Origin of the sequence: Pseudomonas azerbaijanorientalis, assembly GCF_019139795.1 — a bacterium.
GTDB classification, from domain to species: domain Bacteria; phylum Pseudomonadota; class Gammaproteobacteria; order Pseudomonadales; family Pseudomonadaceae; genus Aquipseudomonas; species Aquipseudomonas laurylsulfatiphila.
The window spans coordinates 3,376,229-3,390,649 of sequence record NZ_CP077078.1 but is presented as its reverse complement, the minus strand read 5'-3'; the positions used below and the strand labels follow the sequence as shown (position 1 = coordinate 3,390,649).

Annotated in this window: 14 protein-coding genes and 1 pseudogene; 9 read left to right on the top strand and 6 right to left on the bottom strand. The window is 58.2% G+C overall.

Going from position 1 to position 14,421, the window contains the following annotated elements; all coding sequences use genetic code 11:
- The first annotated feature begins 6 nt into the window (after nt 1-6).
- Entirely contained in the window at nt 7-168 is a 162-nt protein-coding gene (locus KSS91_RS15080) for a DUF2986 domain-containing protein (RefSeq protein WP_217835238.1), read from the top strand.
- A 53-nt stretch (nt 169-221) separates the two neighbouring features.
- Here the strand turns inward: KSS91_RS15080 and KSS91_RS15075 are convergent, their stop codons facing one another.
- Nucleotides 222-1,544 carry a DUF1329 domain-containing protein gene (locus tag KSS91_RS15075; RefSeq protein WP_217835237.1) on the bottom strand — a complete coding sequence of 441 codons (1,323 nt, stop codon included), beginning with the start codon at nt 1,542-1,544 and terminating at the stop codon, nt 222-224.
- A 439-nt stretch (nt 1,545-1,983) separates the two neighbouring features.
- On the opposite strand from KSS91_RS15075, the gene KSS91_RS15070 reads away from it, so the two are divergent.
- The 4 genes from KSS91_RS15070 (at nt 1,984) to KSS91_RS15055 (ending at nt 6,453) form a co-directional block, all read left to right on the top strand.
- Nucleotides 1,984-2,214: a hypothetical protein gene (locus KSS91_RS15070; protein WP_217835236.1), complete on the top strand. Its 231-nt coding sequence runs from the start codon at nt 1,984-1,986 to the stop codon at nt 2,212-2,214.
- A 228-nt stretch (nt 2,215-2,442) separates the two neighbouring features.
- Nucleotides 2,443-5,379 (top strand): sensor domain-containing phosphodiesterase, encoded by a 2,937-nt coding sequence (locus KSS91_RS15065; RefSeq protein WP_217835235.1) that lies wholly within the window; start codon nt 2,443-2,445, stop codon nt 5,377-5,379.
- The gene (locus KSS91_RS15060) at nt 5,357-5,833 is read left to right on the top strand and encodes a GFA family protein (RefSeq protein ID WP_225923685.1); all 477 of its coding nucleotides are present in this window, start codon (nt 5,357-5,359) and stop codon (nt 5,831-5,833) included. The genes KSS91_RS15065 and KSS91_RS15060 overlap by 23 nt, the downstream gene beginning before the upstream one ends.
- A gap of 41 nt (nt 5,834-5,874) precedes the next feature.
- Complete coding sequence (locus KSS91_RS15055; protein ID WP_217835234.1) at nt 5,875-6,453, top strand: eCIS core domain-containing protein; 579 nt, start codon at nt 5,875-5,877, stop codon at nt 6,451-6,453.
- Between the two features lie 108 nt (nt 6,454-6,561).
- Here the strand turns inward: KSS91_RS15055 and KSS91_RS15050 are convergent, their stop codons facing one another.
- The gene (locus KSS91_RS15050; protein ID WP_217835233.1) at nt 6,562-7,845 is read right to left on the bottom strand and encodes an MFS transporter; all 1,284 of its coding nucleotides are present in this window, start codon (nt 7,843-7,845) and stop codon (nt 6,562-6,564) included.
- Between the two features lie 135 nt (nt 7,846-7,980).
- Between KSS91_RS15050 and KSS91_RS15045 the strand changes: the two genes are divergently transcribed.
- A complete protein-coding gene (locus KSS91_RS15045) occupies nt 7,981-8,439 on the top strand; it encodes a winged helix-turn-helix transcriptional regulator (protein ID WP_217838422.1) in 459 nt (152 codons plus the stop codon).
- Nucleotides 8,440-8,497: 58 nt separating this feature from the next.
- On the opposite strand, the gene KSS91_RS15040 is transcribed toward KSS91_RS15045, so the two are convergent.
- The 3 genes from KSS91_RS15040 to KSS91_RS15030 form a co-directional block, all read right to left on the bottom strand.
- Nucleotides 8,498-8,956, bottom strand: a complete 459-nt coding sequence (locus KSS91_RS15040; protein WP_217838421.1) for a metallophosphoesterase family protein — start codon at nt 8,954-8,956, stop codon at nt 8,498-8,500.
- 72 nt (nt 8,957-9,028) lie between these two features.
- Nucleotides 9,029-9,484: a glycine zipper 2TM domain-containing protein gene (locus KSS91_RS15035; protein WP_126045908.1), complete on the bottom strand. Its 456-nt coding sequence runs from the start codon at nt 9,482-9,484 to the stop codon at nt 9,029-9,031.
- Nucleotides 9,485-9,567: 83 nt separating this feature from the next.
- Nucleotides 9,568-10,266 (bottom strand): potassium channel family protein, encoded by a 699-nt coding sequence (locus KSS91_RS15030; protein WP_217835232.1) that lies wholly within the window; start codon nt 10,264-10,266, stop codon nt 9,568-9,570.
- 236 nt (nt 10,267-10,502) lie between these two features.
- Between KSS91_RS15030 and KSS91_RS15025 the strand changes: the two genes are divergently transcribed.
- Nucleotides 10,503-11,276: a ParA family protein gene (locus tag KSS91_RS15025; protein WP_217835231.1), complete on the top strand. Its 774-nt coding sequence runs from the start codon at nt 10,503-10,505 to the stop codon at nt 11,274-11,276.
- Nucleotides 11,277-11,333: 57 nt separating this feature from the next.
- On the opposite strand, the gene KSS91_RS15020 is transcribed toward KSS91_RS15025, so the two are convergent.
- A complete protein-coding gene (locus KSS91_RS15020; RefSeq protein WP_217835230.1) occupies nt 11,334-12,506 on the bottom strand; it encodes an acetyltransferase domain-containing protein in 1,173 nt (390 codons plus the stop codon).
- Between the two features lie 227 nt (nt 12,507-12,733).
- On the opposite strand from KSS91_RS15020, the pseudogene KSS91_RS15015 reads away from it, so the two are divergent.
- Nucleotides 12,734-13,545, top strand: a pseudogene (locus tag KSS91_RS15015) (ABC transporter substrate-binding protein).
- Nucleotides 13,542-14,387 carry an amino acid ABC transporter permease gene (locus KSS91_RS15010; RefSeq protein WP_217835229.1) on the top strand — a complete coding sequence of 282 codons (846 nt, stop codon included), beginning with the start codon at nt 13,542-13,544 and terminating at the stop codon, nt 14,385-14,387. The pseudogene KSS91_RS15015 and the gene KSS91_RS15010 overlap by 4 nt, the downstream one beginning before the upstream one ends.
- Nucleotides 14,388-14,421 lie beyond the last annotated feature (34 nt).

The following is a 14,421-nucleotide window of genomic DNA, read 5'->3' as shown; positions in this document are numbered from 1 at the left end:
AAAAACATGAATCGTCGCAAGAAAATAAAGCAGCTACTGAAGGCTCACGCGAAAAAGGCCAGTGCCAAACTGGCACCGCAAAAAAAGGATAAATACATCAGCAAGGCTGACCGGTTGAAGCTGGCTGCCGAATCCGTTCAAGACCCGGTTGTTGCCGGCGAAAGCTGATCCCTGCAGGTCCTGCCCCCTTTTTCGATTCGGGGGGCCTTGTCACCATCCACTCAGCGAATACCGGCACCCGCCATGGACTCCGGCACCCACTGTGCCGTCGAGAGCGGCTCGATGTAGCGGATGCCGCCATGAGGGCCGACCACGCCATTGATGTTGTAGGTGCCTTTCGACAGGTCGTACGTCATGAAGGGCGTGGCATCCGGGACTTGCTGGTCATAGCTCTGGCTGAAGAAAGCGAAGGAGCCACGATACAGCTGGCCACGGGTGTCGTATTGGTCGGAGGCCACCGCGGCCCAGGTATCTTCATCCAGGTAAAAGCGGCGCTTGTGGTAGATGTGCTTTGCACCGGGCTTGAGATTGCCCTCCACGACGTAGACCCGGTGTTTCTCCCAGCGAACGAAATCCGGGGCAATGAAATTCGGCGTGGTCAGGGATTTGGCATCGCGAGCGTAGGTGAGCTTGTAGGTGTTGTAGGGCACGATCATTTCCTGCTTGCCGACCAGCGTCCAGTCATACAGCTCGAGCGCACGGGCAGTACCGGGGTTGGGGGTGTCGTAGGCCAGGATCGAAATCTGTTTGACCCGGCGCTGGGCCGGCATGTATTGCCAGGCGCGGCCGGGAAACTCCGTTGCATTGGTGGCGTTCTTGAGCATGATCGACTCGCCGGCTCGGCGCGCAGGCCCGGTATAGGACAATTTCAACTGATAATAAATGTCCGAACTGTTGAACGGCTTGGACATGTTCTCGTAGATCGGGAAGGAGACGAATGCCTCGCCGGTGACCGCAAGGCTCGGTACGCCGGCTGTGTCGACAGTCCAGGAGTCGTACTTGGAATGGATGTTGACGCCCTGGTAGCGCAGCAGGAAGTTCCACATCGCTTCGGCGCCTGATTGCGGGATCGGGAACGGCACTCCGGGCATCACGTTGTCGATGGCGATCCCGCCGTTGAGGGACCTGGCATGGGTGGCATTCCTGCGGCTGTTGTCCAGTACCGCCTGGGGCAGCGATGCCGTGCGGTGGGTCGGATACACGTCGATGCGAAAGCCGGGGTAGCGCCTGGCCAATGCCACGGTGGTGGCGGTGAGCATGCCTTTGAACGAATCGACGTTCTTGCCGTTGATCACCAGCAGCGGTTTTTCGCCCGCAAAGGGGTCCGGGCGCATGCTGTCGCCGGTCTTGAAGCCGGGTGGGGCAGTGGTCAGGCCGCCGTTGTAGGGCGGAATGGAGCCATCGGCATTACCGGCTTTTTCGGCTCCCACCCACGTCAGGCTGCTGCCCAGCCGTGCGGCTTCCTGGCTCGATACATAGGCTTGGGCATCGATGGCCAGCGCCATGAGGGGTACGGCAGCCAGAAGAGTTTTCACGAATTTCATATTGTTGTTCTCCTGCCTGGTGTTCCAGGCAACTCCTTCCCGGAAAACTGTAGGAGCCAGCCTGCTGGCGATGGTCGTTAACGTTAACGCGTGTGAACTGGATTAACGCGGCGCTCTTGAGTCCATCGCCAGCAAGCTGGCTCCTACAGGTATTGCGTTTCCCGGAATTGCGTGAAGAACCATTAAAAGCCCCGCGCATCACAGACGCTTTTCATTCGACGACAGCCCCTTTGCTATTCATGACAGGCCTATTGATGACAGGCCCGGTTGGTCCCAACAGGCAATCAATCGCGCGGTCGCTGAGAGTGACCGTCACTTCTTTGTATTTCCCAGCGGAATCATTGAGTTACAGAATGGTCATAACCCTGTGTGAACACTGCCCGGATGAACGTTTCGAGCAGCCGTGACCCTTCCATAATCCGACATTCAGGACGTTTTCATGAATCGCGCAGTAATCTTGATATTGGCCATTTCCAGCGCCGTGTTGTTGGGAGGCTGCGGCCCGCATTGGGATGATGGAGAACGGTACGGGCGATATCACGATCATGATCATCGCCGTGGTTACGACTGGAGAGGGGACGATGATCAGGGTTATGACCGTGACTATGATCGTCGTGGCTATGATCGCGATCACCGTCGCTACCGTGATCGCGATGACAATGACGACTGATAGGTCACATTGAATTGCAGGGCCTAGTCAGAGCCTGTGCCCGATAGCTCAGACATTCCGTGGACAGCAATACGCAGCGAATAATTTGCAGCCCGTCTCATACCTGGCACTAAAGTGAACAAAACATTGAAAAAAACCGCTATAAGCTTTACATAAATATGAAACTAGATGGCACATTGCTAGCAATCAGTCAGTGAGTTTCGGCAGTTTTTGGCTCAGGGAGCCCTGATGAGTTTTCGTACATTGACCGACTCCCGGCGGCATTCGAGCCATTGCGAAGTGGCCGCGCTCCAACCCATGGTGAATCCGGATGCTGTCGGCATGGCTTACGCCGGCGGCGACGACTCGATCGAACACGTGCTGGACTCAGCGCGCAACTGGACCCACAGCACTGACTGGGTGTTCTACCGCGCCGGCGAACAAATGCATTGGGTCGGGCAAGGCGACCCGCAGGCGCAATGGCCTTCGAGCATTGCCAATGAGGCGTTTGAAGCCTTTTGCCTGACGTCGAACCTGCATCGTTGGCCGACCGGCAGAGGCGAAAGTGAGCTGGGTTGGCTGCTCGCACCCGTCAATGAAGCTGCTGAACCCGCGTTCGCGGACTTTGCCCGGCGCCTGGGCATCGAACTACAGACCAATACCCTGGCCCGTGCACAGATCACCCAGCGTGTGCTGTATGAAATTACTTATCTGGCCAGTTCGACCCGTGACCGTTCTGTGTTCCTGGTGGGGGTTCACCGGCTGCTGGCCAGCCTGATCGACGCCGAGAACTTCTATCTCGCGCTGTATAACCCGCACACCGGCAAGATCGATTACCCGTATTACGTCGACATCATCGACGTCGATGCCCTGGAATCGGAAAACCATGAATACCTTGACCCTTCGCGCCTGTCGTTGACCGGGCAGGTGTTGACCACTGGCCAGCCATTGCTGATCGACGCCGCCGGCATTCTCGAGGCCCAGGCACAAAACCGTTTCCACTGCGTGGGTGATCGTCCCGAGTTCTGGATGGGCGCACCGTTGAAAAATGCTTCCGATGACGTGTTTGGCATGCTGGCGATGCAGGTCTACGACGTTTCGCGCATCTACAGCGCTGAAGACCGCGCGTTGTTTCTGGTGGTCGCCCGTCACGTGGCCATGGCGCTGGACCGGATCCTGCACCGGGAGGACCTGGAAGAAACGGTTATTCGTCGCACCCTGGAACTGTCCGCACTCAACAATGCATTGCGCCAGGAAGTGGCAGACCGGGAGCGCGCCGAACATCTGCAGAACGCGCTGTTCCAGATTGCCGAACTGTCCAGCCAGCCCGGTGACATGGCCGAGTTGTTTGAAACCCTGCATGGCATCGTCGGTGATCTGCTGTTCGCGCAGAACTTCTATATTGCGCTGTTCGACGACGCCACCGGCGAAGTGACTTTTCCCTATTACGTGGATGAACGGCAGACGACCTGCCCGCCGGCACGGCGAGGGCGCAGGGGCCTGACCGAGTATGTGATCCGTCAGCGCCGACCTTGCCTGATTGACGTTGCCGAGGCAGAACGATTGCACGCGCAGGGTGAAATCGAAATCGCCCATGAGTCTGTGCGCTCTTACTCCTGGCTGGGCATTCCCTTGTTCGAAGACGACGCGGTGCGTGGCGTGCTGGCGGTGCAAAGCTATACCTCGCAGGTGCGCTATACCCAGCGTGACCAGGAACTGCTGACGTTCGTGTCGCGGCACATCGACACGGCGCTGTCACGACGCACGGCCGCTGAAGCGATCCATGCCGCCAACCTCAAGCTCGAGGCCCGGGTGCAGAGCCGCACCCGCGAACTCGATCACGCCAATGCCAAGTTGCAGCACGAAAACGCACACGATGCGCTGACCGGGCTGCCGAATCGCACCTACCTGCAACAGCGCCTCAATCTGGCCTGGTCGCGGTTCGGCAGCGAGGGCGGGCACCTGGCGGTGATGTTCATCGATCTGGACCGTTTCAAGATGGTCAACGACAGCTTCGGCCACCACTTTGGCGACCTGCTGTTGATGCAGGCGGCCCAGCGTTTGCGTGGTTGTCTGCGCGAGACCGACATGCTGGCACGCCTGGGGGGCGATGAGTTTTCGGTACTGGCGCCCGAGGCCCCGCTGGAGGTAATGATCGAAATCGCCGAGCGGATCCTGGTGGCGTTCGACCTGCCGTTTTTCATCAATGGTCATGAGGTTTTTTCGTCCTGCAGCATCGGTATCGTCAGCGCCGACAGTCAGTTCCATCACGAACCCGCCGACTTGCTGCGCGATGCCGATGCGGCGATGTACCGGGTCAAGAGTGCCGGGCGCGACAGCTATGCGGTGTTCAACCAGGAAGTGCGCCGTGAAGTCTCGGACCAGGTCGAACGGGAAGGGGCCTTGCGCAACGCGCTCAAGCGTACTGACGAACTGCTGCCGTATTTCCAGCCGATCGTCAGCGTCGAAACCGGCGAGCTGCTGGCCCTCGAAGCGCTGATCCGTTGGCATCAGCCGGGCGGCCGGGTGATCGCGCCGGGCGAGTTCCTGCCGGATGTCGAAGGCCTGCGCCTGATCGGTCGACTGGACCTGTACATGCTGACCAGCATTGCCGCGATCCTCGCGCAGCCCGAGCACGCCAATTGGCCTGCGGTGCACGTCAACTGTTCCAGCTACAGCATGACGCGCCCCGACTTCGCCAGTGAGGTGCTGGAACTGTTGGCGCAGCACCGGGTATCGCCGTCGCGGATCTGCCTTGAACTGACCGAAGGGGCGCTGGTCGCCGAGCCGGCGATTGCCCGACAGACCATGCAGCAACTGGCCGACAACGGTATGTCGGTGGTGCTCGATGACTTCGGCGCAGGGTTTTCGTCCCTGAGCTATGTGCATCAGTACCGCTTCAGCGGTTTGAAAATCGACAAGTCGTTCATCCTCGAGCTGACCACCAGTTCCCGCAGTCGCGCGATCGTCCGGGCGATTGTGCGGATGGCCGAGTCGCTGGACCTGAGTGTGGTGGCCGAAGGCGTCGAGGATGAAGCGACGCTGGAACTGCTTCGTGAAATGGGCGCAGGGCAGGCCCAGGGTTATCACTTTGCCAGGCCGATGGCGTTGAAAGCGCTGTTGGCGAGTGAACTGCTCGGCCGTCAGGGATCAAGCGGACTACATGGCGCAAGCCAATACGGATGAACATTTTTCAAGGGAGAGACTCATGGCATCAGGGCAATGTCTTTGCGGGGCTGTACGCTTTTCGCTGGCGGTTGAACCACGATTTTTCTATCGCTGCCATTGCACGCTGTGCCGCAAGCAAACCGGGGTCGGCCATAATCTCGCCACACTGGTCAACGCTCGCGACTTTCGATGGGAAGACGGGCAAGAGGCGATCACCGGTTGGCGCAAATCCAGCGGGTACAGAAATGACTTTTGCTCGCGATGTGGCTCGACCGTGCCTAATGTTCTTCGCGAAACACCTTATTTCTGGATTCCGCTCGGACTGCTCGATGCCGGGCTGAGCATGGAATGCATTGGAGATTTCTGCACCGATGACGCGATGCCATGGGATGAACAACGCTCGGAAAAAAGCCATTGCGCAGCCCCGGAATCACTGGGGTTTCTGCTGCATGAACTCCAGGTCAATGCCTGACCCGGAACCGGTTCACCACTGTCTGCTGCCCGGAGTGCCGAATGCCGTCCATCACCACGCCCCTGGTGGCGCTGTTTGTGCTTTGCCTGGCGCTTGAAGTGCCGGCCCAGACCAGCGACTGCCCGGCTGGCGAGAGACAGGTGTGCCTGGACGGCTGCATCTGCCTGCCGGACATGGTGCCCGAGGATATCTACCAGATCGCGACGCCGGCCCTGGCGCTGTGGCTGACCCAGGCCCGCGATGAAGCAGCCACCGCCGGTACCCAACCCATTCCTGCGCATATCCGTGAGCAACTGCTGCCCTGGTACGATCCCGGCGTCCTCGATTCCGCGCGCTACAAAATCAGCGACAACGGCCAATTCAGCGCCGCCACAGCCATGCTGCAAAACCCCGATGTCGGCGCCGTGACGCTGATCGACATCATCCTCTTCCGCGACCCTCAAGCCGCAGAAGAGGACGTCGCGCTCTGGGCTCACGAACTCAAACATGTGCAGCAATATCAGGAATGGGGTGTGCAGGGATTTGCCCAGCGCTATACCCATGACTTCAATGCCGTGGAGGCACCGGCTTATGCCATACAGGCTGAGGTCAGGCGGGCGGTGCGCAAAGGGGCTGACTGAAGCCGTCCCGACTCAGCCCCCGTTTTGCGCAGACGATAAATTTGATCACCGAGAAATTCACGCCCCCCATGGCCGTAATCGAAATGGCGAGCAAGAGGCGCCGGGTTTTCATGGGGATCTTCCTTGATCGATCGTTGAGGAATGACAGCTGATCAACCAAAGCAGCAGGGCTGTCGCACTGATCGAGGCGCCCAACAGGCTGACGGCTGTCCAGCCCCATTGCGCATAAACCTGGGTCGCGGCCGCGGCTCCCAGTGCGCTGCCCACCGAGTAAAAGCACATGTAGGCGCCCACCATGCGGCTTTGGGCATCCGGTCGTGCGGCAAAAATGAAGCTCTGGTTGGTCACGTGTACGGCTTGCACCGCGAAGTCGAGCAAGACCACTGCGCCAACCAGCGCGATCAGTGACGTCTGCGCGAACGCGATGGGCAACCAGGACAGCGTCAGGATCACCAGCGAAATGCCGGTCACGCGTTGCCCCAGACCCTGATCGGCCCAGCGACCGGCTCTTCTGGCAGCAAGAGCACCGGCGACGCCAGCCAGACCGAACAGGCCGATGGCCGTGTGTGACAGCGACAGCGGAGGCGCGCTCAATGGCAGCACCATGGATGTCCACAACACCGAAAACGCGGCAAAGATCAGCAAGGCCAGCAGGCCGCGGACGCGCAAGACCGGTTCGGTCATGAACAGCCTGAACATCGAACGGATGAGTGCCGGGTAGGTGTTTCGGTTGCGTGGAGACTCAGTGGCAGGAAGCACTTTCCAGAACACCGCCGCGAGGGCCAGCATCAAGCCCGAGGAAACGAAATACACGGCGCGCCAGCCGGCCAGGTCGGCGATCAGCCCAGAGGTGAACCGCGCCAGGAGAATGCCCAGGACAATGCCGCTGGTGACGGTGCCCACGGCCTGACCCCGTTGTGACGGGGTTGCCAGCACTGCGGCATAGGCCACCAGCACTTGAACCATCACCGCCAGCAATCCGACGATGACCATGGCGCCCAACAGGGTCAGCCATTGCTGCGCTGCACCGACCCCCGCCAGTGCAATCGCAGACAGCAGCACTTGCGTGAGGATCAACCCCTTGCGGTTGAGCAAGTCACCCAGCGGGACGATGAACAGCAACCCCAGCGCGTAACCGACCTGGGTAGCCGTCACCACGACCCCGATCATTGATGAGGCAACTCCCAGGCTCTGAGCCATTGAATCGAGCAGGGGTTGAGCGAAATATACGTTGGCGACTGCAAGCGCGCAGGTGACGGAAAACAACAGCGTAAGTGACGGAGAAAGCCCGGCAGAGCTGTCTGCGCGGGCGCTTTCTCCATCATCCGTATGGGCCAGGCCCGAAGCCTGCGGGGCGAAAGTTTGGGTGGCTGAATCGGCATCGGCTGTCACATGAGCCTCCGTGGCGCTAAACTGGTTTCAATTAAAAACCGGATTGAATTGTTATCGGATCAGGTTTTAATTTGCAACCACTTTGCTCGGGATTGCACGGCAAGCCCGGCAATCCTTATCCAGAAGGTCAATACGATGGTCGAAGACACTTCATCCCACAGCAGCGAATGCCCGGTAGCCAGAACACTGGAGGCCATTGGGGATCGATGGTCGCTGATGATCATCCGCGACGCATTCGACGGCATTCGCCGATTCAGCGAATTTCAAAAAAGCCTCGGCGTGGCCAAGAACATTCTGGCATCGCGCTTGAAAACCCTGGTTGAGGTTGGTGTGTTCGACGTTCAACCCGCGTCAGACGGCAGTGCCTACAAGGAGTACGTCCTTACGGACAAAGGGCGGGAGATCTTTCCGGTGGTGGTCAGCATGCGACAGTGGGGTGAACGTTACCTGTTCAAGCGCGAAGAGACGCGTTCTGTGCTGCTGGACAACGAGCGCGGGCAGACGCTGATGCCGATTGAAGTTCGCTCCTCCAGCGGTCAGAAGCTTGGGCCGTCCGACTGCCACAGGGCCAGGGTGGTTGCCGACGAGTCGTGAATCGATGGGCCATGCGTTCATGACCAGCGCAGAGGCGGGGCGGTGCCAGGCAGATGAATCAGTCGAGCAGTGACACCAGCCGAGGTTCGATGGACTGTGCAGACAGCTCCAGCAGCGCCAGGGTGACCGGCAACTTGAAGCGTCGACGCCCGGCGCTGCCCGGATTCAGGAACAGTCGTTCGCCGCGCCATCCGATGCCTGGTTTATGGGAGTGGCCGCAGATCACCAGGTCGATACGCTCATCTGGATTGATTGCAAGGTCGGCGATGTCATGCACCAGCAGGACTTTCCAACCGTTGAGGTCCAGGCGCAGACAGTCGGGCAGCTCGCGTGCCCAAGGCGCGTCCAGGTCGTTGTTGCCACGCACCCCATACACCGGAGCAATGCCCGCCAATTGGTCGAGGATGTGCGCGCTGCCGATGTCGCCGGCGTGAATGATGCCATCGCAGCCCAGCAGGGCGGCGATGGCTTCGGGGCGGAGCAGGCCGTGGGTGTCGGAGATGACACCGACTTTCATTGCTGGCGGTTCGAGCGGCATTCTGACGGGCCTGTCTGCTGTGCGAACGTTGCCGCCACTAACTTTGCGGCACTAACTTTGCGGCACCACCCGCGCTTCGTTACCGCTGCCCTCGACATAAACCTTCAGGCCTTTTGTCAGCGCCGGATTGATTGGCTGGGTCACCTGAACCAGTACGCCGCTTTGGGTCCGGACGATGATCTGCTGAGCGTCTACGGGCTGATCATATTTTTTCTTTTCTACGTAGTTGCCGCCAACCCCGCCGGCGAGGGCACCGGCAACCATCGCCACATCCCGACCGGTCCCCTGGCCGACCAGGCTTCCCAAGGCCAAACCGCCAAGACCGCCCAATATGGCGCCGACGCCGCTATCGTGATTGGTCTGCATCTGGGTGAGTGTAATCTGCTCGATTTTCCCCGAACGGATCTGCGTCTCGCCAGCGCCTCCGCTCCCGGCGCCGACCGCGGCACAGCCGCCAAGCACCAGCCCAAGGAACGTAACCGACAGCCAGGAAGCGAAAGTTTTCATTGTCGAACTCCATTTTCAGGGGAATAGATCATGCAAACGCTTCAATTCACGTTAGACGAAAAAGCCTGGTGCATTCGGTTCTTTCACCTGGCCTGATTCGATGGATAAAGACCGGCAAACCGCGCAATCACTACACCCACGTAAAAAACGCCGGAAAATTCTTCGACCATCACCAGTGAGCGGGCATGGTTGGTCAACGGGATAAAATCACCGTAACCGGTGGTTGTGAGTGTCGTGAAGCTGAAATAGATCAGTTTGAAGAACGTGCCGGGCTGTGTGAAGTCGAGGTGGCCGGGGCCGAATGAACCAGGGCTGGATACTTCGACCAGGGCATAAACGAAGGACCAGACGAAGGCCAGCATGATGTAACCCGCAAGCGCGCCATGCAGCTTGTCGGCAGAAATTGGCCCGCGCTTCAGAATATAGCGAAGCACTGCGCTAAACGAGACGGCAAGAGACGCCGTATAAGCTATCCCGGCAAGGCCAAGAATCGCGGTACTCCCAGCCAACAACGCCGCCCATTGAAGACCAACCCCAAGCAACGCCAGCCCCAGCTTGAGGATGAACCCCCGCCGAGTCTGCCTGGTGGCGAAAGCACCCACGAGCAGCACGATTGAAAACAGAATGCCAAGCAACGTACGAGCAAATAGACCTTCCTCAAGAAAGGGAAACAGCAGGATCAATCCCAGCAAGAGCAGCAATAGATAGGTGCAGGGACCTTTCCCTATAAGCATCTGAGCTAAACCCTCGTCGGAGTCGGGTTTATCTTGCGGATCTGTCATATCGGTTTCCCAAAGGGCTAAGTAGTGCTTCGGACCTGACGTCGCACGGTTGAAATCAGACTTGGCTTCAGAATAGTCGGCAGTATGATTCAAGTCGTGAATGGGTGTGGAATGCTCTAGTCCGCGCCTTCAGGCAACCCCTGTCGTGAAACTGTAATATTGCAGTCATAGAATTGACATGAGTGATTACATTTATTACAGATGGCCTTTGGCCTTTTCATGGATGAGCAAGCCTAATGCGTCGTGTCGTATTCAATCAAAAAGGCGGCGTTGGAAAATCCAGCATCGCCTGCAATCTTGCCGCAGTGAGTGCTGCCGAAGGGTACCGAACGCTGCTGGTTGATCTCGATCCGCAGGCAAACTCGACTCACTACCTCACGGGGCTGAGCAACGAGCGTATTCCTGCCGGCATAGCCGATTTCTTCAAACAGACGTTGTCCGGCGGCTTCGAAGGCCGGCGCAATCGGGTGTCCATCACCGAGACCCATTACAACAACCTCCACCTGGTGACGGCGAGTCCCGATCTGGCAGACCTGCAATCAAGACTCGAGAGCAAGTTCAAGATCAACAAGCTGCGCAAGTTGCTGGTTGAACTGTCCGAGGATTATGAGCGCATCTATATCGATACGCCGCCTTCACTGAACTTCTACACCTTCAGCGCTTTGGTGGCGGCAGACCGGTTGCTGATTCCATTCGATTGCGACAGTTTTTCTCGCCAGGCGATCTACCGGGTCATCGCTCAAGTGGAAGAGCTGCGACTCGATCACAATGAGTCACTGGAAGTGGAAGGGGTGGTGGTCAACCAGTTCACCGGGCACACCGGGTTACACCAGAATCTCGTCAATGAGCTGCTGGCCGAAGGCTTGCCAGTGCTGCCGGTTTATCTCAGCAGTTCCGTCAAGATGCGCGAGTCTCACGAAGTGTCTGTTCCCATCGTGCATCTGGCCCCGCGCCACAAGCTCTCGCTGGAGTACGCGGGCTTGCTGGATGCACTGGAGCGGGCGGCCTGATAGCGAGTCGCTGTCTACGCACTATTGCAAGCCGCCCGTTACGAACCTGTACTCCGATCAGAAGTATTTGAGCCAGCCGATATCACGACGCCGAGCCTTCAATGCGGCAAACCAGCGCACAGGTAGATACAGCGTTATAGCCAGGAGTGCTGCCGCCAGCCACACCACCCAAATGCTGTCGAAACCGAAGTAGTTGCCCTGATTCAAACCGAACAACGCCACATGGGCCAGATACAGCATTTTCAGCGCGTAAAGATGGAGCAGGTAGAAGAACATCGGCGCTGCGCCGAATACCGCCAAAGTGCTGATCCACTTGCTTTGCCGAGCCCGCTCAAAGCCAAGCAGCAGCAACAGGCCCACCCCTAGCGTCAGCGAGAGGAACAGCAGGGAAGGCGGGTACTTTGTGATGTTGAAGAAACTCATGAGGGTTTGTGTGGTGCTTTCATAGAGCACCCAATGTGCCTCGCCATAACCGTTCACCAGGCGCAGTGCGATGAAACCGGTCAATGCGCTGGCCCCGGCCAGTAACAGATAGCGCTGACGCACGGTGGCCGAGGCTGGGCGTGCGAACCAGGGGCCGATGCAGTAACCCAGGGCGATGACACCGATCCACGGCAGCAGCGGATAGGAAGTGCGCAGGCGCAAGTTGTCGGAGAATTCGATCCAGCCGCGATCATGCAAGATTGCCCAGGGCAGGTGCATCGCTGATCCAGACGGGAAGTGCAGAGAATCGAGCAGGTTGTGCCCGGCGACGATGACCAGGCCCAGAACACACAGGAGTGGCCGGGGTAGCCAGATCAGTGCAGCGAGGGCGGTCATGCTGACGCCAATCGCCCAGATCACCTGCAGGTAGATCACATTGGGCGGGAACTGGAATGTCCAGGCAAAATTCACCAGAGTGAACTCCAGCAGAACCAGGAATAGACCACGCTTGAACAGGAACATCGACACGGCTTTCTTGCCCTGGTGCTTTTCGCCGTAAAGGTAAGCGGACAGTCCGGTGAGCAGAACGAACACCGGCGCACATAAATGGGCCAGAGTCCGACTGAAAAACAGCGCCGGTTCGGTGGTGTCGATGACCATCGGGTCGGCTACCTGGCGGTGCAGAAAGAACGTCTCGCGCACGTGATCGAGCAGCATCAACAGGATCACCAATCCCCTGAGGGCATCGATGGATAACAGGCGTTGGCTTAGGCTCGTGGTGGGCGGAATCTGATTGAAGTTTGTCATCGAAAATCGCAGGCAGGGGGGGGATAGCTCTGCCAGTAGCCACCGACAGATTATGAGTGGTTACAGTATAACATAATATAAACCTGTCCCGCGAACGTTCCGGCCATTGCTTCGATATAGCCTGAAGCGAGTCGTTTATTCCATAAAGAAATTACAAATACGTTTTATAGTGCGTTTTAATCTATTCAAGTTTTTTGAATTGATTGGAGCATTTGTCTTTGAAAACTATGGCGCTTCTACCCTTTGGCCTGGCGTTGCTCGCTACCTGCTCAACGGCTTTCGCGGGTGCGACCCTGGATCGCGTGACACAGAAAGGGGAGCTGACCGGCGTCCTGATGGAAAGTTATCCGCCGTTCTCGTTTCTCAATGAGCAGAACCAACTCGACGGGTTTGACGTGGATGTTGCCAAGGCTGTTGCGCAACGCCTGGGGGTCAAACTCAAGTTGGAAACACCGTCCTGGGATGTAATTGCCGCTGGCCGCTGGAGTGGGCGCTATGACATCTGCGTCTGCTCGATGACCCCGAGCAAGGCACGGGCCGAGGTGTTTGATTTTCCGGTCGAGTATTACCAGTCGCCGGCAGTCATCGTGGTGAATGCCAAGGACAAGGACATCACGGCGGGCAAAGACTTGTCCGGCAAAAAAGTCGGTGTGATCAGTGCGTCGACTTACGAAGCCTACTTGAACAAGGACCTGGTGATCGAGGGCGCCGAGGACAAGCCATTGAACTATCCGTTCGATAACGTCCAGGTGGCCCCTTATGACAATGAAACGTGGCCTTCCAGGACTTGGCACTGGGAACGGGTGTGCGCCTTGATGCCATGGTCACCAACCTCATCACCGCTCGCGAGCGGATTGCCCAGGATCCGCGCTTCAAGATAGCCGGCGACACGCTGTATGCCGAACCGAACGTCGTGGCCATTGAAAAGGGCGACCCGCAATGGAATGCCAAAGTCACCGAGGTCATTACTCAACTCAAGACTGACGGTACGCTGAGCAAGATTTCGCAGAAGTGGATCGGTGCCGACATCAGCCAATGACAGCCCTCAATCCACACCCGGCCAAGGCGACTGCCGCCCCTGCAATCGAGACGCGCCGATTCAGTCAATTTTTTGGATTTCGCACTCGCCTGTATTTGACGTGGGCAGCGTTGTCTGGATTGTGCGTGCTGTTCTTCATGAGCTTCGACTTGAAGTTTTCGATCATCCTGGAGAAATTGCCCAATCTGGTCGGCCTGCACCTTGGGCCAAACGGATTCCTGCAAGGCGCCGCGCTGACGTTGTTCCTGTGCTTGTGTTCGATCTGGCTCTCATTGCTCCTTGGCTTCGTGACGGCGCTGGCGCGACTGTCACGCAGCGCAGTGGCATTCGGTATCGCCAGTTTCTATGCGTCTTTTTTTCGCGGTACACCGCTGCTGATCCAGATCCTGCTGATTTATCTGAGGTTGCCGCAGTTGGGCGTTGTACCCGGTGCAATCAGCGCGGGGATCATTGCGCTTTCGCTTAATTATGGTGCCTATCTGAGCGAGATCTTTCGCGCCGGCATCCTGGCTGTAGCACCCGGGCAGCGCGAAGCGGCGAAGGCGCTGGGCCTTGGGCCGAGGGCGACCTTTGTGCACATCATCTTGCCGCAAGCCATGCGCACGATCATTCCACCGACAACCAGCCAGTTCATTTCAATGCTCAAGGACTCATCGCTGATTTCGGTGATGGGCGTGTGGGAGGTCATGTTCCTGGCGCAGTCCTATGGGCGGTCTTCCTATCGCTACATCGAAATGCTCACCACCGCAGCGGTCATCTATTGGTTGCTGTCCATCGGGCTCGAATTGATACAGCACCGCCTTGAGCGCCACTACGGCAAAGGTTTCAAGAATCAGCGGTGAACCGCCCCGTTTAATGACTTTATTTACAGGAATC